The organism is Lysinibacillus sp. NPDC093210, from assembly GCF_044753985.1.
Classification (GTDB): domain Bacteria; phylum Bacillota; class Bacilli; order Bacillales_A; family Planococcaceae; genus Lysinibacillus.
The window spans coordinates 1-25,119 of sequence record NZ_JBIVOE010000016.1; the positions used below are offsets into that span (position 1 = coordinate 1).

The following is a 25,119-nucleotide window of genomic DNA, read 5'->3' on the forward strand; positions in this document are numbered from 1 at the left end:
ACAAGAAGCGTTCATGGCTGTACTGAAGATGGATGATTCGAAGTAACTCAGTAGTGGTAAGGGTTTATAACGTATTTTGATAATTTATTATAGGGTTAAATGGTGGGGCTCCCCACCAATTCCCCACCATAAAAAAATACGTTAGTAATTTTTATATATCTTGAGCAAATGAATCAAGGATGTTCGCAGCATCTCTGGCCATTTTCTCAGTGAGGTGGACATAGCGATCTTCTGTTACGGCAGCTCGACTATGTCCTAATCTTTTTTGTACAGTTTTTACAGGCGTACCATTTTCGATTAAAGTCGTAGCATGTGTATGGCGTAGGGAATGATAATTAAAAGTAATATTTAATTTTTCGCTAATTTTTTTAGTATTATATTTGATCACACTTGGCGTACAATGCTCACCATTTTCTTTTTTACATATATAATCATGTTCCGGAACTTGTTTATAAAATTCACCGTACTTTAAACGATTTTCCAGTTGTCTCTTTTTTGCACGTCTGAGGATTTCAGTTAGAGCATTACCAAAAGGAATTGTACGATAACCAGCCTTTGATTTTGGAGGTCTAGGTTGCCATTGAATTTTTCCGTTTTCTTCTTTAATACCAACCAGTTGTTGTTCAACCTCCAGTGTCATTTCTTCGAAATTTATATGTTTCCATTCAAGACCACAAACTTCTCCAACACGTAATCCACAATGCAAGCCAATATGAAATGGTAAATAAAAAGGATCATCTTCATTTATTAAGCTATTAATGTTTCTTAAGTTTTCTTTTGATTGGATTTTTAACTCTTCTCGTGTAGGTTTTCGATTTTTGTCTCTCATTAATTCCACATAATGCATTGGGTTTTCTTTGATGTATTTATACGGATATACAGCATGATTTAAAGATTTACTAAGGATACCCATGATAATGCTCAATGTTTGACGAGCGTAACCTTCGCGTGTTTTTAGATTAATAAACTGTTGCAGTACATGTGGAGTCAATGATTTCACTTTATACTTACCCAAATGAGGTAATATGTGAATTCTAATTGTCGACTCATAATTATAATACGTATTAGGCTCTAATTTGAGCTCAACATATTCATCCATCCAAAAACTTAAGAAGTCTTGTAATGTGATTTCTTGTGGTTTAAATACAGTTCCTGCATTTTCGTATTCTAATATTTTCCTACGTAGTATTGCTTCAGCTTCAGCTTTGGTATGAGCTCCTTCAGCAGTTGCTGAATACTCTGGACGAATTCGTTTGCCATCCACAATGCCCATATCAAAATAGTAATACCACGTGTTGCCACGTTTACGAACTCCGCCTTTCATAAAAAAATCTCCTCTCATATTTTATTTTTTCTGCTAATTTCACATAGTATTCACCACCTTTAAAGGGAATGTTTGTTCTTTTTAGGGTAAAATTTTTTGGTCTTTTAAACTATTTGCAAATTGTATTTTAATTTCGGTATTTCAATCCAATCAAACATTTCTATTACACCTAAAGGTTCAAAGCAAATTGTAAATTTGTCTATTGATACATATAAACCGTATTTACTTTTATACCATTCAAGAGCAGCTTCTAAAAAGTCCTCAGTAACATTAAGGTAGTCAGCTAGTTCAAAACGGTTAGTTATATGTAAATTGTGAGCTTGTATGATTTTCGAAAGTGGCAGAAGTCTCTCGTATGACCAAATTCGCGCTCTCAACTCTTGTTTGCGATTCTCAATACTGGTTAGATCAAGGATATCACCAGCAGTTGTATGGTGATGCCCTATCTCTTCCGTTAGTATGCAGTATTTATCGACGATGGAAGGCAACGATTTATTTATCCAAATGATATTATCAGCGTATAAACCTTTGCTTTTCATATATTCCATTTCATACACCTCTATATCTAAATTGTCACACTCTATAAGTAATTCATCATATAAATGCATGGGCTTATTCCCCCTTTTGTTGACGCGCCTTTCGTCTCATGGCTACAAACCGTTTAAATTCTTCTATTTCCTCTAATTCCTCATCAGTCCATTCGTCTCCATCATGATGTGCGGCGATGTTTTGAACTGTGTTATCTACTGGAAGTTCTTTTATATCTGTACGACCAAGTAAGTAATCTGTAGATACATGGAAATAATCAGCAACTTTCTCTAAAGTCTCTGACTTGGGACTTTGACTTTTCCATTTGTAAAATGCATTTTCACTAAATCCTAATTTCACAGCAACATTTTTTATATTTTCACCACGTTGTTCAGATAATTCTTTCACTCTATCGAACAGCATAATTACCAACCTTTCACGTTGCTTAAGGAAAATAAATTATACAATTGGATAATTTATGATTGACGTATGTATCCAACTGTATTATTATGTTCACATAAGCTAAATTATTAGCAAAAAAGAGTATAAAAAAGACAACCAATAATTAATACACATTATCGTTGGGGAACGGTCAAAGTGTTGTTATCAGGCTTTTTATAAGTCTTATTTAGCTATGTCTAAATAGTATACTATTGGATACTTTCAGTCAATACAATTGGCTAATTTTTTAGCTTAAAAATTTTCCAATTCAGTAAAGCGCTGTGATACCGAGCCTATGACGGTATGAACTATCAGAGAAATGAGGTGTCATTATGCAAGAAGATTTAGGAGCACAAGTTAGATCCGAGATGTTCAAACGAAAAATGAGCCAAAAACAATTGGCTGAATTAGTTGGAATATCAAATGCCTATCTTTCAGACATTATTCGAGGTCGTAAAGATGGACCCAAAGCTCAGGAACATATAAAGCATATTCGTAAAATACTGAGCATCTAACAAAGAGGTGATTTATCTTGAATGAGCTTTTAGAGGTTGCAGAAGTTGCGAAAAGGCTTAAATGCAATAGAAACAAAGTATATGAATTGATTAAAAGTGGTATGTTACAAGGTCTTAAATTAGGAAGAATGAAAGTTTCTACTATAGAACTTGATAACTTTATGGTTCGCAATACAGGAAAGGATTTAACTGATCCATACAATGTGAAATCAATTGAAAGTCAGGTGAGTTAAATGAAAATCAAAGTAGCTGAATGGTTAGCATTACCAATTGAACAACGATTAGCTTTAATCAGCAATGCGATTAATAAAGCTGTAGCAGTGCGTTACAAATAAAACTATCAATCTATTGGAGGTTACTAGAATGAAAGCAGTGTTGAATGTAAAAGGTACTAAATTGTCAGTAGTTGGTCTTAATATCCATGAAAGCCACGTAACAAGCGTTCAAACTTTAGCTGATGACGGTAAAGTTATAACTCATTACGACAACAAGCATGCTTATTATATCCCTGAAAATGCAAGCGTTATGGATTTAAAAGAAGCGCTCGAATTTCCTAATGCTAATAAGAAGATTGTGGATGACCTAAGCCAGTTACTAGAGGATTCGAGGGACCATCTAAAGGACTTAGGAGAACAAATTATCCAAGAAGTTTTGGTTCATAACGGACTACCGTTTGGTGACAGTGCACTTCCTAATCTAGTGAAAGAATACAAGGAACATAGTGATTACATTGATGGTGTTGAATCAGCACTGGAGGTTGTGAAACGTGACAACTATGCGTAAGCAATTACAGCGTAATGCAGTCATTGAACAGTTGAAAAAGTTTGGCATCCACAGTATTGATGGACAACCGCTAGAAGATGCCTTGTACACAACGTTGCTTAAAACATTGGCGCTTAAACGTGCTGCTGAAAATTGAGAGAGGTGAGTAAATGTCTAGAACAAGAGATTTAAAAGATGCGATTTCCGAAGCTGAAAATTGGATTAATGAAATAGAAAGCAAGTTAGAAGAAATAATAAAGCTTGCAGATGGGGCTGAATCAATTGAAGTGAAAGATGATCTGTATGACTTAATAAATGAAATTCAAAATGAAGCAGAAGCTGCTTTATATGTACTAAGGTAGGTGATTCCATGCGCATAGGCCATACACACGCTGAAGTATACGACAGAGAATCAGATTACTGGCAAGACATCGAAGATGCGGAGAGTGCCCAATTAAAGGCACAAAAAAACTCGTCAAAGGCGGCAACCAATGGCGAGCAAGTAAAAATTAAAAATGACACTGGTATTGTACCACAGGAGGATGCGAAATGACAAAGACGAAAAATGAGCGTATCACAACTTTAGAAAACGAAGTAGCTGAATTAAAATTAATCGTCCATGAATTACGTGAACGTCCACAGTTAACGACTGTTGTAAATAATGCACCACAGGGGCCTTCCACAACTAATACTGTGGAGGACATCATCGAATTTGAAGGGCAGCAATATCGCAAGGTTAATCGTGAAGCACGTGAAGATGATTATGTATCAGTATCTTTTAAAGAAGGTAAATGTTTTAAACCAAATAAAATATACGGTCCTGTTTTCAAAGAAGGTAATGATTTGTACGTTAATGCTGATTCGTCTACCGGTGAGAGAGATTACGAAGAAGCATTGGTTTATAACAGTATGTACAATCGCAGACCTGAAACAGTGGATGTATACGAATTAATCGAATCCAAACCACTAACACCAAATCAACAACGTGCTGCAATTATTGAGAAGGCGAAGAAGTTTGTTGAGGAAAACAATAACAAAATACACCCAGGTAATGACGAAAGAACAACAATTCGTTTCACTGGAAACATCACAGATAAATTAGAGTTCGTTGTAAATGTAGAAAAAAGAACAGTCGTAGCTTTGATAAAAGGGATAGTAAGTGGTGATTTGTATGCTAGAGGAATTGCAAAATGTTTACCAAATGACGTATTCAACGAACACATTGGAAAAGCCATTGCACTAGGACGAGCGCTAGGTCTTGATGTAAGTGAGTTTGAACAGGCGGTGCAACCTACAGTAGCTGAGGGACAAATTCTTAATAAATATTGTAATTATGAAGTCTTAACCCTAGAAGATAAAGATGGGAATTTGAAGATTGTGGATAGCGGAAACTTCGCTAATGGTGGTGATTTGCCAAATACAGATTGGTACACAATCATCAACGACACTAACGCTATATATGGAGGTGTTGAGTAATGAGTTACTATGATGAAGATTTTTACCATGAACCTAGCGAATTCGAAATGCAAATTGAACAATTCAAATCATCTCTATTAGATTCTGTGAAAGATGAATACAAGCAACAGATGGAGAATTTGCAAAAGGAAAATGCAGAACTCCAAGAAGTTAAGAAAAACTTCGAATCTATTAAAAGAGATTTCGCTAACAAAGAAAGACAATTGCAAATTGAACGTAACGATCTAGAACGGAAAGTTCGTAATGAAAGGCTCTCTGAATTAACTAAAGACTTACAAGTCCTAATGTACAAAGCTTATTCTAAGCAAGTTAAAAAACCAAAGTGTGAAAAATGCGATTCGAACAGAAGAATTTATTACAAAACTCCATTAGGCAGAGATGATTATGAACAATGTGAATGTGACACTGGTGAACGTGTTTATGAACCAAAGGAGTTTATGCGTGTCGAGTTTAACATTCGAAACGGAATGAATGCTTGGTATCAAATTAATAATTTTGATAGTCGTGATGAATATGGGCGTTTTGATGAAAGTTCACAATATGCAAAATCGATTTTTAAGGAAGGTATGGAATATAGCTCACTCGAATCATATTCAACTTTCTTTAAAACAAAAGAAGAATGCCAACTGTATTGTGACTACTTAAATTCAAAGGAGGGTCAATAATGGCTACCCTTTACGAATTAACCGACCAATACAAAATGCTTCAAAATTTTATAGAAGAAAACAATGTAGAAGGATTCGAACTAGCACTTTCTCAAATCAAAGGTGAGATTGGTGAAAAGCTAGAGGGCTATGCAATGGTGTTAAAAAATATTGAATCAGACATAGCTGGTATTAAAGCTGAGGAAAAACGTTTAGCTGATCGTCGTAAATCGATGGAAAGCAACATTGCACGCATTAAAGAAAATGTGGCAGATACTTTATTAACTGTGGAAGGCAACCGAGTGAAAACTGAAAAATTCACGTTTAGTTTCCGTAAATCAACATCAGTACAAATCGAAAATGATGCTGCTATCCCTCCTCAGTTTATCAAGGTGGAGAAAACAATCAGCAGAGCAGAATTAGCAAAAGCATTAAAAGCAGGTGAGCAAATTGAAGGTGCTCAACTTATTGAAAATCAATCGTTAAGTATTCGATAGGAGGAAACATATAAATGGCTAAAAAATTACTCAATCAAAAAGAACGATGGTACGCAGATACACATAAAGAGGCAGAAGAAATTGTTGCAGATGCAAAACAGGATGAAGAATTAACAATGCAAAAAATCCACGAAAAGCATAATTCAAAAGGTTTTTACTACCTAGTGGATTTAGAGCGTACGTACAGTACCGCTAAGGAAGAAATGGAAAAGCGTCCTGAAAAGGATGATGCACCAGATGGTCAAATGAGCATCGAAGAAGTACAAGCTGAAGAAGAAGAATTACCAGAGTTCAAGGATCCGTTTGCGGATGTAGAAGTGAAAAATGAGGTCTCTGATGAAAAGGTGCCATTTTAATAGAAAAGGAGTGTGGAAGGCAAAATGAAAGTTTCAAGTGCAACTGATATACAAATAGATGCTTCAACGTTTTTACTTTATGCTCCACCTGGTATGGGCAAAACGTCCACAATCAAATATTTAGAAGGCAAGACACTTTATATCCCTCTTGATAAAACTCATTCAGTTTTAAAAGGTTGCGAGAATATCGACATTGTTGATTTCAATAGTCACCAGGCATGGGAGGAATGGAATGCGCTCATGCGAGATTTAGCGCGAACTGACTTATCGAAATATGACAACCTAGTGTTTGATAATATTTCAGAGTTAACTCGTTCTATGCTTGGTAATTTAGGGCGTGACGGCAAAAACAACCGAGTGCCTTCGATGGCCAACTATCAGCAAATTGATTTCTTCATTATAGATAGTGTTCGTTTTATTCAAACATTAGGCAAACGAGTGGTATTCACTGCATGGGAAACAACTGATAAATGGGAGTTACCAAGTGGTCAAGCTGTTAACCGTTCATATCCGGACATGCGAGACAAGATTTTGAATAACTTTATGGGTCTTTGTCATGTAGTAGGTAAATTAGTTATCAATCCAGAAACGCAAAAGCGCGGATTTATTTTAGAGCCAACTGATTTTTTATTCGCTAAGAATCAATTGGATAATCGCAAGGCATGTTCACAAGAAAATATTTTTAAGGTTGGTCATGTGCCTTCCACAGATAATAAGGAGGAAAAATAATTATGGGTTTTAAAATTAATTTTGATGAAGAAAATGTATCGTCTGGTGAATTCCAATTAGTTGAAGAAGGGAAATATGAAGCTGCAATAATTAACGCCGAGGCTAAAGAATGGCAAGGTCAATATTCAATTGGGTTTGATGTAGAGATTCGTTCAGATGTTAATCAGAAACACCAAGGTGCAAAAGTTCTGTATAACACGCTTTATTTAAGTAGCACTAATCCGGAATACGCTGAAAATACCGAAAAGAAAAGGAATTCATTCTTAGTGGCATGCGGTTACAGCGGTAAGCAAAGTCTTGAATTAGATGAGGTAGTTAAAAATATCATCGGTAAAAATGTGTTGGTGTATATCAAGCATGTGGAAGACAAAAACGACAAGGAACGTAAATATCCACGTGTATCATTTGTAGCTCCTTCTAAGGTATCCAAGAATGAAGATCCATTTGCTAATGGTAAAAAGCCAATTGAAATCAACGAAGACGATTTACCATTCTAATAAAAATTTAATAGAGAGGTCTGTTTTTAGCGGACTTCTCTTTTTTATACAAAAAAACTGGTGAAAAGGTGAAAAAATGAAGGCTCCAATTAATTTTAACGAAATACCATCAGAATTAAGGTCACTTTCCCAGTGGATATTGTGGAAGTCAGAAGAAAAGGGCGGACGATATACAAAAATACCATATCAAACTGATGGTAACGAGGCTAGAAGTAATGACCGTAGAACGTGGTCTACGTTTGCAACAGCAGCTAAGTTTTATACAGAGTCCAATGCCGATGGTGTGGGTTTTGTATTTAGTAGGCAAGATAATTTTATAGGCATCGATATTGATAAATGTGTAACGTACAGCGCTGATGATACTGAAAAAGTGAATCCTATAATCAACACTTTTGCACAAGAAATTATAGATACATTAGACAGCTATACAGAGTTTAGCGTGAGTGGCACAGGCATTCATATCATTATCAAGGGGAGCCTTCCACAGTCTGTAGTGGGCACCGGACGTAAAAGCGCAAAGCATGGACTAGAAATCTATCAATATGGTCGCTATTTTACGATGACAGGTAATCGTGAAAATGCTAATGGAATTTATGATCGTACAGATGAAATAGCAGAGATTTTAGAAAAATATTTTGATGACAGCGATGTGCAAGGGCGTGTGAACTTAGCTGAGTTTGAGAAAGACGAAATCAAGCTTTCGAATGATGCACTTTGGGAGCGAATGTTCCGTAGTAAATCAGGCGATGAAATACGATCGTTGTATGACGGAAATTTAATAAATGATGACCATTCATCAAGTGATTTAGCATTGTGTAATCATTTGGCTTTCTGGACTGGAAAAAGTGCTTCAAGAATGGATTCGATGTTTAGGGAAACAGCACTGATGCGAGATAAATGGGATAGAATTCACTTTTCAGATACAGGTGATACTTATGGTGAAGGTACCATTGCTAAGGCTATTGCTTCCACTACAACAACCGTGTTGGACCATCAGAATGACAGCGAGTTTTCATTCAATTTCCACGGTGACGATGTGGCTGCTGAGGAAGTAGAAAAGCCAGCACGTAAATTCAAATTAACGGACCTAGGAAATGCAGAACGTATTGCTTATGAATACGGCCATGTAATTTGTTATATCCCATCTGTAGGATGGTACATCTGGAACGGCAAGTATTGGGAGTTTGACGAAAAAGGAAAGTTGCACCGCATTGTAGCTAAGGTTGTACGCAAACTTGGTGAATCAGCAGATGAAACAGAACAAAAATGGGCTAGACATTGCGAAAAGCATAATGTGCGTGAAAGTGCCATTAAAGATTTAAAAGTATTGGTTCCAGGAGATCGTAGTGACTTTGATAAACATAAATATCTGCTTAATGTTGCAAATGGAATTGTGGATTTAAAAACAGGAAAACTACAACCACATGATAGGGAATTGAAGCTAACGAAAATAACAAATATCTCTTATGAAGAAAATGCGAAATGTCCAAATTGGTTAGCGTTCTTAGACCAAATATTTTTGGGTGATAAAGATCTTGCAGAATACATGCAACGATTAATTGGTTACAGCTTAACCGGTGATATTTCAGAGCAAATTATGATGTTCTTGGTTGGTGGTGGTAGTAACGGTAAATCAACGTTTATCAATACAATCAAGGATCTTGTCGGTGAATATGGGAAGCAAGCTAAATCAGATACTTTTATCAAGAAAAAAGAAACGGGTGCCAATAACGATATTGCTAGGTTAGTAGGATCTCGCTTTGTATCAGCAATTGAAAGTGAAGAAGGAGAAAAGCTTTCTGAATCATTCGTTAAGCAAATAACAGGTGGTGAGCCTGTATTAGCTCGCTTCTTACGACAAGAGTATTTTGAGTACATTCCAGAGTTTAAAGTGTTTTTCACAACGAATCATAAACCAATCATTGGGGGCTTGGATGAAGGTATATGGCGCAGGGTTAAATTAATTCCCTTTGATTTAAACTTGCCAGCGCACAAGCGTGATAAAAAGCTACCTGAGAAGTTGTCGTTAGAAATGAGTGGAATACTCAACTGGGCAATCGAAGGCTGCTTAAAGTGGCAGAAGGACGGTCTAATTGAGCCAGCAGTAGTAGCAAGAGCAACAGGTAATTACAAAGAGGACATGGACATTCTTGGACCGTTTTTAGCGGAATGTTGTTATGTAGATAAAACAAATGAAAACATCAAAATCGAAGCAAAAGAATTGTATACCGTTTATGACAGTTTTGGTTATAAATCAGGTGAACGTACTGTGAGTAATCGTAGTTTTTACCGAATGTTGGAAACGAAGGGCTTTAAAAAAGAACGTGGTGCAGGAAATAAAAACTTTTTCACTGGTATTACTTTACAGGAGCGAGCGCCACAAGGAGTTACTTTTGAAGAAAAAATAGTTACAAAAGAGGCTGAAAATACGTCATTTAAGCTAGTTTAGTAACTTCGAGTTAACAAAGTAACTCTCAAATGTAACTCTTCGAAATTCAGTTGTATCAATGGTTTAAGAGAGTTTTTATATTACTAAAGTTACTTTTGTTATTTTGTTTTTATATTAATTAAAAAATAAAAAAATATAAATATATATATATAAGAGCGTATTGCACTTTCCAAGTAACAATTTTAACTAAAATTGCTTAAACCTATGTGGCTGTAAGGCGCAAGGGAGTTACTTAAAAGTAACTGAGTTATTTAATAGGGGTTAAAACAGGGTTTTTGAAAAAATAAGTAACTACCTAATTGTAAGGAAGTGGTAAACGGTGGTTTTACATGTATTATCACAAATTTGGAAAAGTGGTGCTGAAATATATCGCGATAAATCGGATGGTAGATTGTCACTTAAAAATGCGAAGTTGGTGCCAGAAGAAATATTGAAGGCAGCTGATCCGATTTTCGGTGAGATAGAAAAATGGTTTGAGTCATGGGAAGAAGCTAAAGCAATTGATAAGCATATTCGAATGATGGTACATCAAGTCTGTGGATGGCAACACAATCCGAAATTGAATGAATGGATATGCGCGGACGCAGAAGCATTGACGTTGTTCATTGAGTGGCAAGAAACACTAGCAAAGAACGGATGGAGTGACATCTACGAAGATTATCGACAATACGAAAATGAAGCTTCAAATGTCATGAAGAAAAAATTGTACGAGAGTGCTGTTTTATACGCTAATCAAAATAAGTGATTTGCAGTCGATTTAAGACGTTTTAGAGAACGGATGATAAATATATCCAGATTGCAATTAGAAAGTCTGTACGGTGCCTTTAACAAGTGAAAATAAGGAGGTTAAGAGAATGATGCTGAAAGATAAATTACTAGCAGAATCATCTAATTCGATTGAAGACTATGCTCTTCGATTTGCATGCAACGTTGAGCCAAGACTAATAGAAGAAGCACAAAAAGGTAGAACGGAATATTGTGTATCAATAGACACTGAAGACAAGCCTATTTTTACATCTCCTATTTTTATAAATATTCTTAATGAATTATTGGGCGGTGTAAAAGCAGAACTTGTACAACTTCCTACAAATAGCCTGTTTTCATATATAAAAAATAGTTATTTAAAATTAAGTTGGGGTGATGATTCCCAATGATTCACTACGCTTACACCGATACCGAAATAGATAAAATCATAAAAACACTCACAATCGTAATAGATACTCGGGAGAAATCGAATGAACACATTAGAGAATATTTCGTAGCGCGGGATATACCATATCGCATTAAAAAACTAGATGTAGGTGATTACGGTTGTCTCATTCCTAAAAACGATGAATTAGGAATACCAAGAGATATTTATCTCAATAGCTTCGTTGAACGTAAAAATGGCGTTGATGAGATAACAGGTAATCTGCAAAAAGATACACAGCATGCATTTGAAAATGAATTGATTCGTAGTCAAGGAAGCCGTTTTGTATTGTTCGTTGAAGAATTAGATTTCGATGAAAAAATTGCTACTGGAAAATACCGTAGCGCATATGATCCTAAAGCTTTAAAAGGTCGATTGGAATCATTTAAAGCAAAGTACAATTTCGAAATTGTTCCAATGTCTAAAAAAATGATTGGTCACAATATTTACAACAGGTTCAAACAGCATATGAAATTAGCTTTGAAGAAGGGTATTTTCTAATCCATGAACATGCGCAATGGGATTCCTATTGTTCAGTCGGTGAAGAAAACGAAGCAACCACAGGGTAGATTGTGGGAGGCAAAACCTAACCCATTTACAAAGTATATCGAGATGTTTATGACAGTCGATGGATGCGAAGTAAGTGTAATCATGCCGTACAAATATAAATGGGTGCAGCAGTATTTAAACGAGGGCTGGATTGAGAGAGGAGTGTGGAATGTACATGAATGCAGACGTGCGTAAAAGGCGCATTGAAGTATTGAAAAAAATTGATGTGCTCACACCGAAATGTAAATGCCAAGCAGCAGAAGATGCTGAAAATTGCTCAAACTGCAAGTTGATAAAACTCTTAGGTCAAGAGTTGAAAGCGTTGCTTAGACCACGCAGCAACAAGCTCATAAAAGACCACAATTACCCTGAAAGCAGAAAGAAACCATCTGTAGTATGGACTGAGGAAATGGTCAATTACATTAAAGAAAATGCGAATAAATACACCTATAAAGAATTAGCCGAAATGATGAATGTGCCAGAGAAGTCTTTACGCACGAAGTGTAATGATTTAGGTCACAAGTGTAAAAGACTATCAGTTAAATACAACTTTTACGAGAATAATATTTTAATCACAACTGGATATATTCCTGAGATAGCCAAACAAACAGGTCTCAGTGATACGACGTTAAGAAACTACGCTCGTGGTAAACGAAAAAATGTGAATAGAAGAATGGAGAAAATAAATGAACTTCAATAGGAGTTGATAACATGGGTAGTCGTAATAAGCATAGAGTGCTTACTCGCTCTAACAAAAAGACAATTATTCAACATGGTGAACTCACTCGTGTTTTGAACGCAACAGAAATTAAACAATGGCATCATCTTGTTAGTAAAATTGAACGTTTTGATGAAAAGGAAGAACAACGATTAAAAAATATATAGTAATAGAAAAGAAATTGTGCAGTAAGGGGGTTACATTATGGGCGTGCCACGAATTTTACATTATCCAGGTTCAAAATGGAGCTTAGCTGAGTGGATTATAAGCCATATGCCAGAGCATTCAACTTACTTAGAACCATTCTTCGGATCGGGTGCCGTACTTTTCAATAAAGAGCCCGTCAAAGTTGAAACGATCAATGATATTGATGATGATGTAGTAAATTTGTTTCGAGTTATTCGTGAAAGACCAAATGAGTTAGCACAAGCGATCCGTTGGACTCCATATTCACGAAAAGAATACATTGATTCTCATATCGATGCAGAGAATGATATTGAAAAGGCAAGAAGATTTTTGATCAGATGTTGGCAGTCAATTAGGGTAAAAACAGGATCGATCTCAGGTTGGAAATGTAGGGGAACAATGGACGAGTACCATCATTTAAGACAATGGAACAACCTACCTGCAGATATTTTGTTAGTAGCTGATCGATTAAAGAATGTTCAAATCGAAAACATAGAAGCCACGAAACTTATAAAACGATATAACAACCCAAATGTATTAATGTACATCGATCCACCATATGTAGCAGCTACAAGAAATGGAACTATTTATGAAAATGAAATGTCTGATAATGATCATGAAAATTTGATCAATCATTTATTAAAACATTCAGGTCCAGCATTGCTATCAGGATATGATAGTGAACTTTACAACGATTTACTAAAAGGTTGGACAAAAGAAACCAAGTTAGGGAAGCCCGTTGTAGGGAAATCAAGGGTTGAGGTCTTATGGATTAATCCATTTGCTGCAGAGTATGGCTACAAACAGCAATCATTATTTTAACTGAACAATATGAGTAAATAAACAAACAAGGTAGGTGCTGCACATGCCTACGTTATCGCGTAGTGATATACAGACAATCGAACGATATTGGATTGAACTGGAGCAATATAGGAAGAAATTAAAATACCGTGAGTGGGAGTTGTTGCATCCACATAATGAACAAGGTGAGCTAGTTGGCGGTCGTAGTAATACGATTTCAGATACTACAGCCAAGAAAGCTACGGCACTTGTTAACGATGCCTATTATCAAAACTTAAAACGCATCATCAAGACTGTGGAAGACCTATATCGTGACCTTGACGAAGATATGCGAACAATCGTAGATATGCGTTACTGGGACAAGGATGGCTGTTACGAGTGGGAGGACATAGCTGACAAGCTGTACATTTCACGACACAAAGTATTGCGTAAACGTAACATCTTAATTGATAAGACAGCCGAAAGAATAGGCTGGGTATAAGGGCATTTATATAGATGTTGTCTAATAAACTAGTATCAGATTAAGGGAGGTAGGTGCTTTTGGTTGGGTATTCTAAATTGGTATTACATTAATCAAACGGTGTTATGGCTAATGTTACTATCGTGCATTATGGTGTGGGGTTTATTCTTCTATTCAAGAGATAAATGGTTGTTTCAAAAATTCACATTTGCATTCGGTTATACAATGATAACCTTATATTTTTTATTCCCTTGAATAAAGTGAACTTGTTAACACCAGGGAAGTTCGCAAAAATCTGTAGTAAATTGATATTGTGATAAGTTTTCAAAAGCGCACGGAAATGCGCTAACAAAATTTCCTTACAATAATCGGCGTTCGCATGTACGGTTGATTCTAAGAAACATGCATACAACTTAATAAGACGATTGCGGAGTCGTCAACACTACAGAGAGGCTACTAAATTAGTGGTCTCTTTTTATATGACAAATGGAGGGAATTAACTATGAATAATAAACTTAAATATGTATTAGTTACTGAGGTAGCTACAGGAAGCAAACAACGATTTGAAGCACATGAAATTAGATATGGAGCTAATATTCAAATCATCAAGGATGGTCAAGTAATTGTTACATTCGATTCTAATTTATATTATGCAGATTATGCAGGATTTGCACCTCAAGGAAATCCAAACAGCAGAGAATTAACAGAGAAAGAGTTTTATGAAGTTTTGGTTTATAATTTCAAAACATTCGGTGGTATACCTGAACTTAGTAACTTGGGTTCGCAGTTACATAAGTCAACAGAAGGTATTGTTACTGATTATCAGAATGGTACAGTAGATACTTACGAAGAGATATACAGAAAGAATCTAAAAGGTAAGCAACAATATGTGTACAAGTACATGGATATGCTATTGGAGTTTATGCAGTCTGATTTATGGGCTAAAGCAATGCAAGAGAAAGCAGATAAGCAGATTCCTTATTGGTCAGACACTGACCCATTGTAATATAAGATACTAAATTGGTAGTCTCTTTTTGTAATGACAATACATTCCATTTATCCTATGATATAGGTAGATGGGAGGTGTTAATATGAAAGTCAACGGGAGAGATCCATTAAAGCCATATTCAGTAGAAATTGTGCAAGGCAATTATGTAATTACAACAACTATTGATGCTTACAATACTGAAAACCTCTTAGAAATAATAGCTGAAAGATATAAAGATGAGCTAACTGAAAACAAAGAAACACAAATTATTTTCAAGGAAAAAGTAATATCTTAATAATGTTATCTTGTATTAAGTCACATCTAACAAGGTGTGGCTTTTTTATTGTTAAACATGTTAATGACAATCATTTCCATATAACTTATTATTAGTTTAAAGGGTGGTGAGAGTCATGAAGTTAATTCTTAACATGAAAAACGGAACAGAGGATTCCATTGATTTTGGGAGAATAGAAGAAGTTTCATTTGAATCACAATTTGATTTTTTAGAGTTCATAAGACAAAATGTATTAAATAATTCAGAACTTCGTATTGGTGATTTATTGGATACTAAAACGACTTGGTCAGAAGTAAAATCAGTAGAAATTTTAATAAACGATAAATAATACATAAAAGTCGCGCTCACTACGAGTTGCGGCTTTTTATTATTCTTACCCTTTTTCATTAAAAATAAATAGAAAAAACTTACATAATTATATTGACGTGAGTAAATATAAATGATATAATTAAAGTATAGAAAGGGGGTAAGGAAATGGAACTTGAAAGAGTAGTAGCGCTAACAGCATTCGTTAACTTAGCAATCTCACTGGTTAACTTGCAGACAGCAAAAGTAAACAGCAAGAAAAGCAAAGAAAATGAAAAAGACACCACTTCAAAGAAGTAGCGTCCCAAACAAAATTTAAAAACGAAGGTTAAGGCTAGCGACCTTAGCCTTCACATTAAATATAAATGAAATCCAGATGAGATACAATAAAAATGAAAAGCCGAGGTGATTTACATGTCGACTATTACTATAATTCTTACGGTTGCCACGGTCTTGGTTATCGGTGCAACAATTGTTACAATGATAAAAAGTAACAAAAAATAGGCGGTGCAATCAATGGCAGAAAACTACTCTTTCAAAAGCCGTGACGACTTAACGGAATACATTAAAAGCGAAATAATCAATACAACTGAAGCGCTGGAAATACTACAATGCACTCGACAGAATCTAAATAACCTGGTGCAGCGTGGTGTACTCAACCCGATCAAAGACTTACCTAGAGATAGACTATTCTTTAAAGAGGATATTGTTAAACGTAAAAATGATATGGATAAGAAAATTAATAAATGAGTCATATCCAAATGGGTATGGCTTTTTCTTATGCAATTAATTATGAATTGTGGAGGGCTGAACAATGGCAAGAGTAGGAGATATTTCAATCAACTTGAACTTCGATGACAAATCTAAATTAAAGCTACGAGCAATCGCAAAGCATGCAGGTGCATTGGCTGATGAGTTGGATAGGATTGATAATGCAGAAACACACAGCATCGAACCAAACTATTCATCAGAAAAACATTATGATGACGATGGTTGTCCGTATTACGAAGTGAAGTGTCATAAGTGTGGCATTAGTTATAGTGGAGAACTACCAACACGAATAGAAGGCACTGACTAACAACCATGCAGCAATACAAAACAGAACAACAAAAGAAAGCATTCTATCGTTCATCATCATGGGAATCATTACGACAAGAAGCGTTGAAGCGAGACAATTACGAATGCCAAATGTGTAAGCATGAAGGAAAGGTTCACTTAGATTCTCAAAAGGTTGAGGGAGAACGCAAATCCATTCAACTCAATGTCCATCACATAAAAGAAATTGAAGACCATCCAGAGCTTGCATTAGAACTTGATAATCTAATGACTATTTGCTTACAACATCACAACATTGAACATGGTCGTTTCGCACGTAAACCGAACAAATGGGAAGAAGATGAAAGGTGGGAGTGAATTGGAAGCATGGAAGACAATCGAAGGACATAATTATGAAATATCGAATCATGGTAGAGTTAGGAACAAAACTACAAAGAAGATAAGAAAGTTAGAACTTCACGATGGCAAGTATCTTCGAATTAAATTAAATAAAAGAAATTATAGAGTCCACCGATTGGTTGGGCTTTATTTTATTTCTAATCCAGAAGACAAACCAGAGATAAATCATAAAGACGGAAACACGTTAAATAATCATATTGATAATTTAGAATGGGTAACAGCAAAAGAAAATACTATGCATGCTATCAAAACTGGTTTAATAAAAAGGTTAGATAGCGATACAGTAATTAATATTTATTATGATTTCTGGGTTAGGCATATGTTTATGAAAGAAATTATAGAAAAGTATAATGTGACAAAAAATGTTGCAGAATCAATTAAATATAAAACTAATTACAAAGATATTTTATCGAAGGTGAAACTTCAATTAGTTATAGAAAAGTAATACCCCCCACCTATTAGGTTTTGCCAATTCAAAAAGCCCAGGGACCGGGGAGGGCCTCGATTCTCTAAAAATAAACGTTAAAAAATGCTCTTTGGAGGGAGGAGGGGGAGAAATGGAAAAAGGAATAAAAAAAATCGAAAAAGATTTATTAGCACGTCACGCCGACGATCCAATTAAATTAGCTAAAGTCCATCGCTACATACGATTTTTAAAAATCGATTTAAAGTGCGATACTGATATTGATAATGATGGAACAACAATTAGAATCGAAAATGGTTCACAAAACTTTTTGAAGCAGCATCCAGCCATCGCAACGAAATTATCTATTTCGAAAGAGATTGAAAAACTCGAAGACGCTTTAGGAATTAAGGTTGATACACCTTCTCCCTCTGCAGCTTCAACTGTGGATGAAAAAGCTAGGAAGAGCTTAATTTGATTAGCCATAAGTATATTGATGAATATATTAAGCTGTGGCGTGACAGCAAAATCATTTTAAATAAAAGGCGTGAAAAATTAATCGAATTAATTGAGCGCGACATCCTTACAGCTGATGATATGTATTTCGATGAGGAGCAAATCAAAAATTATATTACATTTACGGAGAAATATTATTTCCCTCTCACATTGACGCAAAAATTTAAAACATGCTTTATTTTCTTGTACTATAGTGACGGCTCTTTGGTGTTTGATGAACATTTGGACTATGAAGGTCGTGGCGGTGGTAAAACAGGGCGTATATCAACGCTAGCAAATTACTTTATCAGTGATTTACACGGCATCGATAATTATAATGTGTCAGTAGTTGCAAACAGTGAAAAGCAAGCGAAAATGTCGTTTACCGAGGTATACAATACCATCGATAAAGACGATACGTTAAAAGAACATTTTGACCACAAAAAAGCATTAATTGAGTCTCGTAGTACAAAGTCATTATTTCAATACCATACATCTAATGCAGGCACGAAGGACGGTTTACGAGATGGTTGTGTAATTTTTGAAGAGGTACACAGGTATGAGGATTCAGGTGTTGTGAATGTATTTACTTCTGGGCTTGGTAAAGTTTCTAACCCACGAGTATTCTATGTAGGTTCTGACGGATTTGTTCGAGAGGGCTTCCTGGATAAATTATTAGAACGAGCTGACAATATTTTAGATGGCCACGTAAGCATTCGAGACGATGGTCTTTTTGCATTTATGTGTAATTTGGATGATGAAGCTGAAATGCACAATCCTGAAATGTGGCAAAAGGCTAACTCGCAATTTCATCCACCGTTGAGTAGCTATGCAAAAACACTTTATAAAACAGTGATGAAGCAGTACAACAAGCTAGAGCATGATCCAGATGGATATGAGGAATTCATTACAAAACGTATGAATCTCCCGAAAGTCGATTTGGAAAAAAGCGTTACATCTTGGGAGAAAATAAAGGCTACTAATCAAGGATACAATTTAGATGAATTGAAAAAACGAGAATGTATCGGATGTTTAGACTATGCTGCAGTACGCGATTTTGTTTCAATGGGATTGTTATTTTTAAAGAATGATAACTTTTTCATACCTAAAGAGTTGACGCACTCATACATTTGTAAACCATTTGCTGATAAGCACTACGCATACAGCAAAGAAAAAGCTGAAAACAACAATAAGAAAGACCATCGTAAATTCGCTCCAATTAGAGAGTGGGAAAACGATGGTCTTTTAAGTGTCCTGGACATTGAAACAATGGATCCGCATTTAGTTGTTGGGTGGTTTGTAAAAAGGCGTGAAGATGGTTGGAACATTAAAAAAATCATAGGTGATAACTTCAAGATGGATATATTAAAACCGCTATTTGAAGCGGAAGGATTCGAAGTTGAAGTAATAAGAAATCCAGATGCAGCAAGTGGTTTGTTAGCACCACGAATAGAAATTGCTTTTGAAAACGAGCAAGTTATTTTCGGAGATAATCCGCTAATGCGTTGGTATACGAATAATGTACTTGTTAAGCGACTGCCAAACGGAAATAAAGTCTACCGAAAGAAAGAAGAAGTAAAACGTAAGACTGACGGCTTTATGATGTTCCTGTATGGTGTATGGGGTTCTCGTGACCTAGAGGACAATGATGTGGATGGCGTACTTGATTTCTTAGATAGCATTGCATTTTAACCGAAGGGAGGTGAGGGATTGGGGTAATTTTAGACGCTATTTTAGGTAATAAGAAAATTGGTCAAGAAACCGCTGAAATGTGGGATTTAGATATTTTCGGTGAAGATATTGACCAGCGAACCTATCTAAAAAAAACAGCAATTGAAACATGTATAAATTTTATTGGCCGAACCATTTCGTTATCTGAATTCCGTTTTACAAAGGACGGGAAACGCCAAAAAAATGATTGGGATTATTTACTTAATGTAAGACCAAACACAGACCAAAGCGCGGCGGACTTTTGGCAGGACTTTGTTTATAAATTATTACATGAAAATGAAGTACTTGTGATTTTAAGCGACAACAACGACTTGTTGATAGCGGATAGCTATAACCGTATAGAATACGCTGTATATCCAGATATTTTTAAAAATGTAGTTGTAAAAGGCTATGAATTTAAAAAATCATTTGAAATGAGTGAAGTGATTCATATTTCATACAACAACGAAAAATTCACACGTTTTTTAGATGGTATGTTTAAAGATTATACAGAGTTGTTCAGCCGGATGATTGAAACAAATATGTATTCTAATCAAATACGAGCATTAGCAGGCATTGATGGTAGTACAAAATTAGATGATGAAAACCGAGGGAAATTAGAAAATTTCATCGACCGCATGTTCAACGCATTTAGAAAAAAAGCCTTTGCTATTGTTCCGAAGATTAAAGGTTTCGATTATGAAGAAATCACAAAAGGCGTAAAGAACGAAGGGCGTTCTGTTGATGAATTAGAAAAGCTTAAAAAGGATTTAACAAGTCATGTAGCTAACATTTTAGGCATTCCAACAACACTAATACATGGTGATATTGCAGAGTACGAAACAGCTTTAAAAGCTTATATTAAATTTTGTATTAAACCACTCATTAAGAAGCTACAAGATGAGCTAAATGCGAAATTAATTGATAAAGATGCCTATATGAATGGCGAACGAATTAGTATTTTCGGCGTTGCTGAGATGGATCCTTTAGAATTAGCAAATGCAATCGATAAGCTTGTTGCAAGTATGGTTTACACACCAAACGAAGTACGTGTCATGCTTGGTGATGAGCCTTCCACAGATGAACGCTTAAATAAGCATTATTTCACAAAGAACTATCAAGAATTAGATTCCGTTAAAGGAGGTGAAAACGATGAAACATAAAATCAAAGGTGATATTACTAGCTGGAACTCAACTATTTACGATTTTAATAACAAAATGCGCAACATAAAAGAAGATGAGGACATTACACTTGAAGTCAACTCTTATGGTGGCGATGTTTTCTTAGGAATCGACATTATGAATACTTTACGATCGCACAAAGGTACAGTAACAGTTATTGTTACAGGTATAGCTGCAAGTGCATGCTCTATTATGGCTATGGGTGCAGATGTAGTAAAAATGTATTCAAACACACAATTAATGGTGCATCATGCTTGGACATATGCAGCAGGTAATGCTAAACAATTGCGTAAAGTTGCAGATGACTTAGAAAGTATCGGGGAATCTGTATTAGCCTCCTATACACATCGAGTAGATGAAGAAACGGTTAAACAATTACTTGATGAAGAAAAATTTATGTCAGCTAAAGTTGCTAAAGAGTATGGCTTTATTGATGAAATTATTGATGGTCAAGCTGAAGAAGTAGAATCAGAAATGTTCTCTAATAAAGCTGAAGAGTTCAATAACGCAATTACTTCCACCTCATCTACTGTGGAGGACAATAACGAGCTATTACAAAAAGTTAGCGATTTAGAAAATCAAGTAATTCAGCTACAAACACAATTAAATAATCCAGATAAAGAACCTGTAGAACCGCAAAAAGTTGTGGCCAAACGCAAAGGGTTCTTTTTTTAATACTTAAAACAGGAGGTCATTATAAATGACAATGAAATTAAAAGGACAAATGGAAAACTTCAAGGCTAAGAAAAAAGCCTATACAAATTTATTAAATGACGAAAATGCTACACCTGAACAAATGCAAAACGCTGTAGATGAAATGTTCACAGCATTACAAAATGATTTATCTGAAAAAATTACAACTGAAGCACGAAACGAAGCAACCGATACACAAATTCTAGTTGCTCGTGGTCAACACATCTTAACATCTGAAGAGACAGCATTTTATAACAAAGTTGTAACAGATGGCGGTTTCAACGATGAATCAGTTTTCCCAGAATCTGTACAGGAACGAGTATTCGAAGGCTTAACTAAAGAACGCCCATTTTTAGCTGCTATTGGCTTACAAGACTTAGGAGCAGCAACGAAGTTTATTTATTCTGATCCAACATTAGCGTTTGCATGGAAAGAAATCTTTGGGGAAATTTCAGGACAAGTAAATGCTGCATTCCGTGACGAAAAAATCACTCAACTTAAATTAACAGCCTTTGGAGCTATTCCGAATGACATGTTAGAACTTGGTCCAGTGTGGGTTGACCGTTACATGGTGACGTTATTGATTGAAGCATTAGCTGCAGGTTTAGAATACGGTTTAGTAAACGGTCGTGGTCCAGTGCAAAATGAACCTGTTGGATTACTAAAAGACGTCAACACAGATACAGGTGCAGTAACTGACAAAGCATCAAGTGGTACATTAACGTTTGCACCATCAGAACGTGGTGAGGTTGTTGTAGGTGAGCTATATGGTGTACTTAAAAACTTATCTACTGATGCAAAAGGTAAGTTCCGTAAAATCTTAAATAAAGTTGTTATGGTACTAAACCCTATCGATGCGCTAGCTGTACAGGCTCGTCATACGATTCAGAATGATTCGGGTGTATTTGTCATGAATTTACCGTACAACTTAACAGTTGTTGATTCAGAAGAAATTCCTGTAGGTAAGGTTGTATTCCTTGTACAGGGTGAGTATATTGCGGCAATTGCAGGTGGGTACAAACTTAAAAAGTATGATCAAACTTTAGCTATGGAAGATGCGACACTTTACACAATCAAACGTTTTGCTAATGGTCGTCCAAAGGATAACAAAGCTGCGTTAGTTTATGATTTAGATGTACAATTCCCTGTACCTACACCAGCACCTTAAATTAAGATGTTAGGTGTTTTTTATATGGAAGGAGGCAGTAAATAGTGACGAAGAAATATAAGGTCGTACAGCGCTTTAAAGAAGTGAAACACGACGGACATATTTATGAAGTTGGCGAACAGTATCCTGTGGAGGGTAAACGTGCTACTAGAGCCCGTATCACAGAGTTATCTACAGCAGAAAATAAATACAAGCAAATTTTCATTACTGAAACGAGTGATGAAGATGATTCAAATTAGTAATGAAATTCTAGTTGAATTTAAGGATCGTATGAAACTCAGTGACGATGAGGACGACAATTTATTACGCATTTTAAAAGCTTCCGCAGAGGACTTACAAGCCATTTGCGGTGATTATGATATAAACACTAGTGAGCGGTTTAAAGAACTAGTATTTGAGCGTTCACGCTATGCTTATAACGATGTGCTAGAACATTTCTCCAACAATTTTTTAACGCAAATTGTAAATTTATCTTTAACTAAAGCGGTGGAGGAAAAGACGAATGAATCGTAATCTAAAACCGATCGTTGAGCAAGAAAAATTAAACACAGGGAAAATGCGTAATCGAATAATTATCCAGGAATACGACTCTAAAGCTGTAAATGAAAATGGTTATCCAAATCCTGAATGGGTAACAATCAAAAAACCATGGGCAAAAATAAAAACCGTAAAGGGTTCTGAAACCATTTCTGGATCCGCTGAAGTAAATACTAAAGTAAAAAGATTCATTATCCGTCCAACTGATGGGTTACATGAAAAACAACGTATCATCCACAGAGACATTGTATATGATATTCAAGCGATATTAGAAGATGATGAAGAAGGAGCAACTTATACAATAGTGGCTATTTCAACAGGTAATAAGGTGATGTCATGAATATTGAATTTAGTGGATTACAAGAATTACAACGTGAAATCGAACGTAGTTTAAATCCTGAAAATATTGTAAATCCGACATTGATTAAAGGCGCCGAGCATTTAAGGGATAAGTTAGAGGAAAGTGTTTATCGTTTCGGATTAAGAAAGCGTACAGGTAAATCTGAAGAATCGATGGTTATTGATGAAAAAATTGTAGATGGAACTATTACCATCGGTGTTAGTAATCAAGCGAACGATGCCTTTTACCTCTACTTCCACGAATGGGGCACAAGTAAAATTAGATCACGGCCATGGATGCGCCCTACCTTTGAAAATGAAATGAATCGTATTATTGAAATCATGAAGGACGAAGTGAGAGCGAGGATGCACCTATGAGCATAAATAAAATCATACGTGATGCATTACTTCCTTTAGGTGTGCCAGTCATGTATATGACTTATACAGGTACAGCAACAACTTATATCACCTTTTTCCGATACAACGAACGTGGAGCGTTACAGGCTGACAATAAAGAGCAATTAACACGTCATTCCGTTCAAGTTGATATTTGGGGTAAGGGAGATATAGAAGCGCTCACAGAGAGCGTTAAAGACCAATTACAAGCGATAGGATTTGTGAGGAATTCGTACTTCGAAGATTTTGAGAAGGAAACGAAAACATATCACAAAGCTTATCGCTTTTATTATGACATTCAATTAGGAGAGTGAAATTAAATGAAAGAAATGAAAATGTTATTACCACTTGATATACAGTTTTTCGCAGGTGTATTAATCGGTTTATCTGATATTCACTATACAAAAATTAAACCTGGTGCTACAGATGCTACAACAGCATTTGCTGATCCAATCAAGAAATTAGCTAAAGCAATCGAGGCTAAAGTTACACCAAAAACATCCAATACAGTATTGTACGCTGATGATGGTGCAGCAGAGTCCACTTCAGCAGAAGGTGAAACAGAAATGGAATTTAAAATTGATGCATTGGCTAATGCAGTCTATGCAGATATTTTGGGTAAGGAAACAAATGAAGATGGCGTTGTAATTGATGCATCTGGTGATGTGGCACCTAACATTGCTTTAGCATTTCGTAGCTTAAAATCGAACGGAAAGTACCGTTATTTCTGGTATTTCAAAGGTAACTTCCAACTACCTGAAGAAAACTATAAAACAAAGGGGGAAAGTGTTGAATACAATACACCATCGGTAAAAGGCGTATTTGTAAACTCTGACGTAGTTAGAAATTCAAAAGGCGAAGGAATCAAGCGTATGTTTGTTGATGAAGATGACGAAGGCGTAGATGCATCAGTTATTGCCAATTGGTTCAAAAAAGTTTATACAGGGGCAACGACACCAACACCTTAAAAAATTAATTTAAGAGGGCGATTATCTCGCTCTCTTTTTATTATGTAAATTTATCAAAAGGGA

The 25,119-nt window shown here is 35.6% G+C and carries 43 protein-coding genes; 40 read left to right on the forward strand and 3 right to left on the reverse strand.

Features of this window, described 5'->3' with window-relative positions:
* Nucleotides 1-151: 151 nt before the first annotated feature.
* From ACIP9C_RS22520 to ACIP9C_RS22530, 3 genes are all read right to left on the reverse strand, one after another.
* Entirely contained in the window at nt 152-1,324 is a 1,173-nt protein-coding gene (locus tag ACIP9C_RS22520) for a tyrosine-type recombinase/integrase (protein ID WP_401014918.1), read from the reverse strand.
* A gap of 104 nt (nt 1,325-1,428) precedes the next feature.
* Nucleotides 1,429-1,932: an ImmA/IrrE family metallo-endopeptidase gene (locus ACIP9C_RS22525; protein ID WP_401014921.1), complete on the reverse strand. Its 504-nt coding sequence runs from the start codon at nt 1,930-1,932 to the stop codon at nt 1,429-1,431.
* A 4-nt stretch (nt 1,933-1,936) separates the two neighbouring features.
* A complete protein-coding gene (locus ACIP9C_RS22530; protein WP_401014924.1) occupies nt 1,937-2,275 on the reverse strand; it encodes a helix-turn-helix domain-containing protein in 339 nt (112 codons plus the stop codon).
* Between the two features lie 350 nt (nt 2,276-2,625).
* Here ACIP9C_RS22530 and ACIP9C_RS22535 point away from each other — a divergent pair, with 350 nt between their 5' ends.
* The 40 genes from ACIP9C_RS22535 (at nt 2,626) to ACIP9C_RS22730 (ending at nt 25,056) form a co-directional block, all read left to right on the forward strand.
* Nucleotides 2,626-2,808, forward strand: coding sequence for a helix-turn-helix domain-containing protein (locus ACIP9C_RS22535; RefSeq protein WP_401014927.1), 183 nt, complete (start codon nt 2,626-2,628; stop codon nt 2,806-2,808).
* 17 nt (nt 2,809-2,825) lie between these two features.
* Nucleotides 2,826-3,041 carry a helix-turn-helix domain-containing protein gene (locus ACIP9C_RS22540; RefSeq protein WP_401014930.1) on the forward strand — a complete coding sequence of 72 codons (216 nt, stop codon included), beginning with the start codon at nt 2,826-2,828 and terminating at the stop codon, nt 3,039-3,041.
* A 130-nt stretch (nt 3,042-3,171) separates the two neighbouring features.
* On the forward strand, nt 3,172-3,591 hold the full coding sequence (locus ACIP9C_RS22545; RefSeq protein ID WP_401014933.1) for a hypothetical protein: 420 nt from the start codon (nt 3,172-3,174) through the stop codon (nt 3,589-3,591).
* On the forward strand, nt 3,575-3,727 hold the full coding sequence (locus ACIP9C_RS22550; protein WP_401014936.1) for a hypothetical protein: 153 nt from the start codon (nt 3,575-3,577) through the stop codon (nt 3,725-3,727). The genes ACIP9C_RS22545 and ACIP9C_RS22550 overlap by 17 nt, the downstream gene beginning before the upstream one ends.
* A 13-nt stretch (nt 3,728-3,740) precedes the next feature.
* On the forward strand, nt 3,741-3,932 hold the full coding sequence (locus ACIP9C_RS22555) for a hypothetical protein (RefSeq protein ID WP_401014939.1): 192 nt from the start codon (nt 3,741-3,743) through the stop codon (nt 3,930-3,932).
* 8 nt (nt 3,933-3,940) lie between these two features.
* The gene (locus ACIP9C_RS22560; RefSeq protein WP_401014942.1) at nt 3,941-4,123 is read left to right on the forward strand and encodes a hypothetical protein; all 183 of its coding nucleotides are present in this window, start codon (nt 3,941-3,943) and stop codon (nt 4,121-4,123) included.
* Nucleotides 4,120-5,046, forward strand: a complete 927-nt coding sequence (locus ACIP9C_RS22565; protein ID WP_401014945.1) for a hypothetical protein — start codon at nt 4,120-4,122, stop codon at nt 5,044-5,046. Before ACIP9C_RS22560 ends, ACIP9C_RS22565 begins: the two co-directional genes overlap by 4 nt.
* Nucleotides 5,046-5,711, forward strand: a complete 666-nt coding sequence (locus ACIP9C_RS22570) for a hypothetical protein (RefSeq protein WP_401014948.1) — start codon at nt 5,046-5,048, stop codon at nt 5,709-5,711. Before ACIP9C_RS22565 ends, ACIP9C_RS22570 begins: the two co-directional genes overlap by 1 nt.
* Complete coding sequence (locus tag ACIP9C_RS22575) at nt 5,711-6,187, forward strand: siphovirus Gp157 family protein (protein ID WP_401014951.1); 477 nt, start codon at nt 5,711-5,713, stop codon at nt 6,185-6,187. The genes ACIP9C_RS22570 and ACIP9C_RS22575 overlap by 1 nt, the downstream gene beginning before the upstream one ends.
* 14 nt (nt 6,188-6,201) lie before the next feature.
* The gene (locus ACIP9C_RS22580; RefSeq protein ID WP_401014954.1) at nt 6,202-6,543 is read left to right on the forward strand and encodes a hypothetical protein; all 342 of its coding nucleotides are present in this window, start codon (nt 6,202-6,204) and stop codon (nt 6,541-6,543) included.
* Nucleotides 6,544-6,567: 24 nt separating this feature from the next.
* The gene (locus ACIP9C_RS22585) at nt 6,568-7,272 is read left to right on the forward strand and encodes an AAA family ATPase (RefSeq protein ID WP_401014957.1); all 705 of its coding nucleotides are present in this window, start codon (nt 6,568-6,570) and stop codon (nt 7,270-7,272) included.
* A 2-nt stretch (nt 7,273-7,274) separates the two neighbouring features.
* Nucleotides 7,275-7,769, forward strand: a complete 495-nt coding sequence (locus tag ACIP9C_RS22590) for a DUF669 domain-containing protein (protein ID WP_401014960.1) — start codon at nt 7,275-7,277, stop codon at nt 7,767-7,769.
* Nucleotides 7,770-7,845: 76 nt separating this feature from the next.
* Nucleotides 7,846-10,218 carry a phage/plasmid primase, P4 family gene (locus tag ACIP9C_RS22595; protein ID WP_401014963.1) on the forward strand — a complete coding sequence of 791 codons (2,373 nt, stop codon included), beginning with the start codon at nt 7,846-7,848 and terminating at the stop codon, nt 10,216-10,218.
* Between the two features lie 319 nt (nt 10,219-10,537).
* Nucleotides 10,538-10,963, forward strand: a complete 426-nt coding sequence (locus ACIP9C_RS22600) for a hypothetical protein (protein WP_401014966.1) — start codon at nt 10,538-10,540, stop codon at nt 10,961-10,963.
* A gap of 109 nt (nt 10,964-11,072) precedes the next feature.
* Nucleotides 11,073-11,372: a hypothetical protein gene (locus tag ACIP9C_RS22605; protein WP_401014969.1), complete on the forward strand. Its 300-nt coding sequence runs from the start codon at nt 11,073-11,075 to the stop codon at nt 11,370-11,372.
* The gene (locus ACIP9C_RS22610) at nt 11,369-11,908 is read left to right on the forward strand and encodes an ERCC4 domain-containing protein (protein ID WP_401014972.1); all 540 of its coding nucleotides are present in this window, start codon (nt 11,369-11,371) and stop codon (nt 11,906-11,908) included. Before ACIP9C_RS22605 ends, ACIP9C_RS22610 begins: the two co-directional genes overlap by 4 nt.
* A gap of 3 nt (nt 11,909-11,911) precedes the next feature.
* Nucleotides 11,912-12,151, forward strand: a complete 240-nt coding sequence (locus ACIP9C_RS22615) for a hypothetical protein (protein ID WP_401014974.1) — start codon at nt 11,912-11,914, stop codon at nt 12,149-12,151.
* The gene (locus ACIP9C_RS22620) at nt 12,132-12,656 is read left to right on the forward strand and encodes a hypothetical protein (protein ID WP_401014977.1); all 525 of its coding nucleotides are present in this window, start codon (nt 12,132-12,134) and stop codon (nt 12,654-12,656) included. The genes ACIP9C_RS22615 and ACIP9C_RS22620 overlap by 20 nt, the downstream gene beginning before the upstream one ends.
* Before the next feature lie 11 nt (nt 12,657-12,667).
* The gene (locus ACIP9C_RS22625) at nt 12,668-12,841 is read left to right on the forward strand and encodes a hypothetical protein (RefSeq protein ID WP_401014980.1); all 174 of its coding nucleotides are present in this window, start codon (nt 12,668-12,670) and stop codon (nt 12,839-12,841) included.
* Nucleotides 12,842-12,878: 37 nt separating this feature from the next.
* Complete coding sequence (locus ACIP9C_RS22630) at nt 12,879-13,682, forward strand: DNA adenine methylase (protein WP_401014983.1); 804 nt, start codon at nt 12,879-12,881, stop codon at nt 13,680-13,682.
* Between the two features lie 43 nt (nt 13,683-13,725).
* The gene (locus tag ACIP9C_RS22635) at nt 13,726-14,142 is read left to right on the forward strand and encodes a transcriptional regulator (RefSeq protein WP_401014986.1); all 417 of its coding nucleotides are present in this window, start codon (nt 13,726-13,728) and stop codon (nt 14,140-14,142) included.
* 481 nt (nt 14,143-14,623) lie between these two features.
* Nucleotides 14,624-15,127, forward strand: coding sequence for a hypothetical protein (locus ACIP9C_RS22640; RefSeq protein WP_401014989.1), 504 nt, complete (start codon nt 14,624-14,626; stop codon nt 15,125-15,127).
* A gap of 85 nt (nt 15,128-15,212) precedes the next feature.
* Nucleotides 15,213-15,404, forward strand: coding sequence for a hypothetical protein (locus tag ACIP9C_RS22645; protein ID WP_401014992.1), 192 nt, complete (start codon nt 15,213-15,215; stop codon nt 15,402-15,404).
* A 115-nt stretch (nt 15,405-15,519) separates the two neighbouring features.
* Nucleotides 15,520-15,732, forward strand: coding sequence for a hypothetical protein (locus tag ACIP9C_RS22650; protein ID WP_401014995.1), 213 nt, complete (start codon nt 15,520-15,522; stop codon nt 15,730-15,732).
* Between the two features lie 146 nt (nt 15,733-15,878).
* Entirely contained in the window at nt 15,879-16,010 is a 132-nt protein-coding gene (locus ACIP9C_RS22655) for a hypothetical protein (RefSeq protein WP_401014998.1), read from the forward strand.
* A 216-nt stretch (nt 16,011-16,226) separates the two neighbouring features.
* Nucleotides 16,227-16,460 carry a DNA-binding protein gene (locus tag ACIP9C_RS22660; RefSeq protein ID WP_401015001.1) on the forward strand — a complete coding sequence of 78 codons (234 nt, stop codon included), beginning with the start codon at nt 16,227-16,229 and terminating at the stop codon, nt 16,458-16,460.
* A 64-nt stretch (nt 16,461-16,524) separates the two neighbouring features.
* Entirely contained in the window at nt 16,525-16,788 is a 264-nt protein-coding gene (locus tag ACIP9C_RS22665) for a hypothetical protein (protein ID WP_401015004.1), read from the forward strand.
* 5 nt (nt 16,789-16,793) lie between these two features.
* Nucleotides 16,794-17,123, forward strand: a complete 330-nt coding sequence (locus ACIP9C_RS22670) for an HNH endonuclease (RefSeq protein ID WP_401015006.1) — start codon at nt 16,794-16,796, stop codon at nt 17,121-17,123.
* Nucleotide 17,124: 1 nt separating this feature from the next.
* Nucleotides 17,125-17,610 carry an NUMOD4 motif-containing HNH endonuclease gene (locus ACIP9C_RS22675; RefSeq protein WP_401015009.1) on the forward strand — a complete coding sequence of 162 codons (486 nt, stop codon included), beginning with the start codon at nt 17,125-17,127 and terminating at the stop codon, nt 17,608-17,610.
* A gap of 112 nt (nt 17,611-17,722) precedes the next feature.
* Entirely contained in the window at nt 17,723-18,046 is a 324-nt protein-coding gene (locus ACIP9C_RS22680; RefSeq protein ID WP_401015012.1) for a P27 family phage terminase small subunit, read from the forward strand.
* Entirely contained in the window at nt 18,043-19,755 is a 1,713-nt protein-coding gene (locus tag ACIP9C_RS22685; protein ID WP_401015016.1) for a terminase TerL endonuclease subunit, read from the forward strand. Before ACIP9C_RS22680 ends, ACIP9C_RS22685 begins: the two co-directional genes overlap by 4 nt.
* A 77-nt stretch (nt 19,756-19,832) precedes the next feature.
* Complete coding sequence (locus tag ACIP9C_RS22690) at nt 19,833-20,936, forward strand: phage portal protein (protein WP_401015019.1); 1,104 nt, start codon at nt 19,833-19,835, stop codon at nt 20,934-20,936.
* A complete protein-coding gene (locus ACIP9C_RS22695; protein ID WP_401015021.1) occupies nt 20,926-21,630 on the forward strand; it encodes a head maturation protease, ClpP-related in 705 nt (234 codons plus the stop codon). Before ACIP9C_RS22690 ends, ACIP9C_RS22695 begins: the two co-directional genes overlap by 11 nt.
* A gap of 25 nt (nt 21,631-21,655) precedes the next feature.
* Nucleotides 21,656-22,816, forward strand: a complete 1,161-nt coding sequence (locus ACIP9C_RS22700) for a phage major capsid protein (RefSeq protein WP_401015024.1) — start codon at nt 21,656-21,658, stop codon at nt 22,814-22,816.
* A gap of 44 nt (nt 22,817-22,860) precedes the next feature.
* On the forward strand, nt 22,861-23,055 hold the full coding sequence (locus ACIP9C_RS22705) for a termination factor Rho (protein WP_401015027.1): 195 nt from the start codon (nt 22,861-22,863) through the stop codon (nt 23,053-23,055).
* On the forward strand, nt 23,042-23,329 hold the full coding sequence (locus ACIP9C_RS22710) for a hypothetical protein (RefSeq protein ID WP_401015030.1): 288 nt from the start codon (nt 23,042-23,044) through the stop codon (nt 23,327-23,329). Before ACIP9C_RS22705 ends, ACIP9C_RS22710 begins: the two co-directional genes overlap by 14 nt.
* Nucleotides 23,319-23,693, forward strand: coding sequence for a phage head closure protein (locus tag ACIP9C_RS22715; RefSeq protein ID WP_401015033.1), 375 nt, complete (start codon nt 23,319-23,321; stop codon nt 23,691-23,693). Before ACIP9C_RS22710 ends, ACIP9C_RS22715 begins: the two co-directional genes overlap by 11 nt.
* Nucleotides 23,690-24,070, forward strand: a complete 381-nt coding sequence (locus ACIP9C_RS22720) for an HK97-gp10 family putative phage morphogenesis protein (RefSeq protein ID WP_401015036.1) — start codon at nt 23,690-23,692, stop codon at nt 24,068-24,070. Before ACIP9C_RS22715 ends, ACIP9C_RS22720 begins: the two co-directional genes overlap by 4 nt.
* Complete coding sequence (locus ACIP9C_RS22725) at nt 24,067-24,402, forward strand: hypothetical protein (protein WP_401015039.1); 336 nt, start codon at nt 24,067-24,069, stop codon at nt 24,400-24,402. Before ACIP9C_RS22720 ends, ACIP9C_RS22725 begins: the two co-directional genes overlap by 4 nt.
* A gap of 6 nt (nt 24,403-24,408) precedes the next feature.
* Nucleotides 24,409-25,056 carry a major tail protein gene (locus tag ACIP9C_RS22730; RefSeq protein ID WP_401015041.1) on the forward strand — a complete coding sequence of 216 codons (648 nt, stop codon included), beginning with the start codon at nt 24,409-24,411 and terminating at the stop codon, nt 25,054-25,056.
* Nucleotides 25,057-25,119 lie beyond the last annotated feature (63 nt).

Excerpts from the sequence above, each read along its gene's own strand:
- ACIP9C_RS22630 (WP_401014983.1), top strand. The coding sequence starts at position 12,879 with ATGGGCGTGCCACGAATTTTACATTATCCAGGTTCAAAATGGAGCTTA.
- ACIP9C_RS22715 (WP_401015033.1), top strand. The coding sequence starts at position 23,319 with ATGAATCGTAATCTAAAACCGATCGTTGAGCAAGAAAAATTAAACACA.
- ACIP9C_RS22635 (WP_401014986.1), top strand. The coding sequence starts at position 13,726 with ATGCCTACGTTATCGCGTAGTGATATACAGACAATCGAACGATATTGG.
- ACIP9C_RS22640 (WP_401014989.1), top strand. The coding sequence starts at position 14,624 with ATGAATAATAAACTTAAATATGTATTAGTTACTGAGGTAGCTACAGGA.
- ACIP9C_RS22560 (WP_401014942.1), top strand. The coding sequence starts at position 3,941 with ATGCGCATAGGCCATACACACGCTGAAGTATACGACAGAGAATCAGAT.
- ACIP9C_RS22565 (WP_401014945.1), top strand. The coding sequence starts at position 4,120 with ATGACAAAGACGAAAAATGAGCGTATCACAACTTTAGAAAACGAAGTA.
- ACIP9C_RS22690 (WP_401015019.1), top strand. The coding sequence starts at position 19,833 with ATGTGGGATTTAGATATTTTCGGTGAAGATATTGACCAGCGAACCTAT.
- ACIP9C_RS22520 (WP_401014918.1), bottom strand. The coding sequence starts at position 1,324 with ATGAAAGGCGGAGTTCGTAAACGTGGCAACACGTGGTATTACTATTTT.
- ACIP9C_RS22655 (WP_401014998.1), top strand. The coding sequence starts at position 15,879 with ATGGAACTTGAAAGAGTAGTAGCGCTAACAGCATTCGTTAACTTAGCA.
- ACIP9C_RS22580 (WP_401014954.1), top strand. The coding sequence starts at position 6,202 with ATGGCTAAAAAATTACTCAATCAAAAAGAACGATGGTACGCAGATACA.
- ACIP9C_RS22730 (WP_401015041.1), top strand. The coding sequence starts at position 24,409 with ATGAAAGAAATGAAAATGTTATTACCACTTGATATACAGTTTTTCGCA.
- ACIP9C_RS22680 (WP_401015012.1), top strand. The coding sequence starts at position 17,723 with ATGGAAAAAGGAATAAAAAAAATCGAAAAAGATTTATTAGCACGTCAC.
- ACIP9C_RS22625 (WP_401014980.1), top strand. The coding sequence starts at position 12,668 with ATGGGTAGTCGTAATAAGCATAGAGTGCTTACTCGCTCTAACAAAAAG.
- ACIP9C_RS22585 (WP_401014957.1), top strand. The coding sequence starts at position 6,568 with ATGAAAGTTTCAAGTGCAACTGATATACAAATAGATGCTTCAACGTTT.
- ACIP9C_RS22645 (WP_401014992.1), top strand. The coding sequence starts at position 15,213 with ATGAAAGTCAACGGGAGAGATCCATTAAAGCCATATTCAGTAGAAATT.
- ACIP9C_RS22660 (WP_401015001.1), top strand. The coding sequence starts at position 16,227 with ATGGCAGAAAACTACTCTTTCAAAAGCCGTGACGACTTAACGGAATAC.
- ACIP9C_RS22670 (WP_401015006.1), top strand. The coding sequence starts at position 16,794 with ATGCAGCAATACAAAACAGAACAACAAAAGAAAGCATTCTATCGTTCA.
- ACIP9C_RS22720 (WP_401015036.1), top strand. The coding sequence starts at position 23,690 with ATGAATATTGAATTTAGTGGATTACAAGAATTACAACGTGAAATCGAA.
- ACIP9C_RS22605 (WP_401014969.1), top strand. The coding sequence starts at position 11,073 with ATGATGCTGAAAGATAAATTACTAGCAGAATCATCTAATTCGATTGAA.
- ACIP9C_RS22615 (WP_401014974.1), top strand. The coding sequence starts at position 11,912 with ATGAACATGCGCAATGGGATTCCTATTGTTCAGTCGGTGAAGAAAACG.
- ACIP9C_RS22545 (WP_401014933.1), top strand. The coding sequence starts at position 3,172 with ATGAAAGCAGTGTTGAATGTAAAAGGTACTAAATTGTCAGTAGTTGGT.
- ACIP9C_RS22620 (WP_401014977.1), top strand. The coding sequence starts at position 12,132 with ATGAATGCAGACGTGCGTAAAAGGCGCATTGAAGTATTGAAAAAAATT.
- ACIP9C_RS22665 (WP_401015004.1), top strand. The coding sequence starts at position 16,525 with ATGGCAAGAGTAGGAGATATTTCAATCAACTTGAACTTCGATGACAAA.
- ACIP9C_RS22700 (WP_401015024.1), top strand. The coding sequence starts at position 21,656 with ATGACAATGAAATTAAAAGGACAAATGGAAAACTTCAAGGCTAAGAAA.
- ACIP9C_RS22530 (WP_401014924.1), bottom strand. The coding sequence starts at position 2,275 with ATGCTGTTCGATAGAGTGAAAGAATTATCTGAACAACGTGGTGAAAAT.
- ACIP9C_RS22555 (WP_401014939.1), top strand. The coding sequence starts at position 3,741 with ATGTCTAGAACAAGAGATTTAAAAGATGCGATTTCCGAAGCTGAAAAT.
- ACIP9C_RS22570 (WP_401014948.1), top strand. The coding sequence starts at position 5,046 with ATGAGTTACTATGATGAAGATTTTTACCATGAACCTAGCGAATTCGAA.
- ACIP9C_RS22695 (WP_401015021.1), top strand. The coding sequence starts at position 20,926 with ATGAAACATAAAATCAAAGGTGATATTACTAGCTGGAACTCAACTATT.
- ACIP9C_RS22595 (WP_401014963.1), top strand. The coding sequence starts at position 7,846 with ATGAAGGCTCCAATTAATTTTAACGAAATACCATCAGAATTAAGGTCA.
- ACIP9C_RS22725 (WP_401015039.1), top strand. The coding sequence starts at position 24,067 with ATGAGCATAAATAAAATCATACGTGATGCATTACTTCCTTTAGGTGTG.
- ACIP9C_RS22610 (WP_401014972.1), top strand. The coding sequence starts at position 11,369 with ATGATTCACTACGCTTACACCGATACCGAAATAGATAAAATCATAAAA.
- ACIP9C_RS22650 (WP_401014995.1), top strand. The coding sequence starts at position 15,520 with ATGAAGTTAATTCTTAACATGAAAAACGGAACAGAGGATTCCATTGAT.
- ACIP9C_RS22590 (WP_401014960.1), top strand. The coding sequence starts at position 7,275 with ATGGGTTTTAAAATTAATTTTGATGAAGAAAATGTATCGTCTGGTGAA.
- ACIP9C_RS22525 (WP_401014921.1), bottom strand. The coding sequence starts at position 1,932 with ATGCATTTATATGATGAATTACTTATAGAGTGTGACAATTTAGATATA.
- ACIP9C_RS22710 (WP_401015030.1), top strand. The coding sequence starts at position 23,042 with ATGATTCAAATTAGTAATGAAATTCTAGTTGAATTTAAGGATCGTATG.
- ACIP9C_RS22535 (WP_401014927.1), top strand. The coding sequence starts at position 2,626 with ATGCAAGAAGATTTAGGAGCACAAGTTAGATCCGAGATGTTCAAACGA.
- ACIP9C_RS22575 (WP_401014951.1), top strand. The coding sequence starts at position 5,711 with ATGGCTACCCTTTACGAATTAACCGACCAATACAAAATGCTTCAAAAT.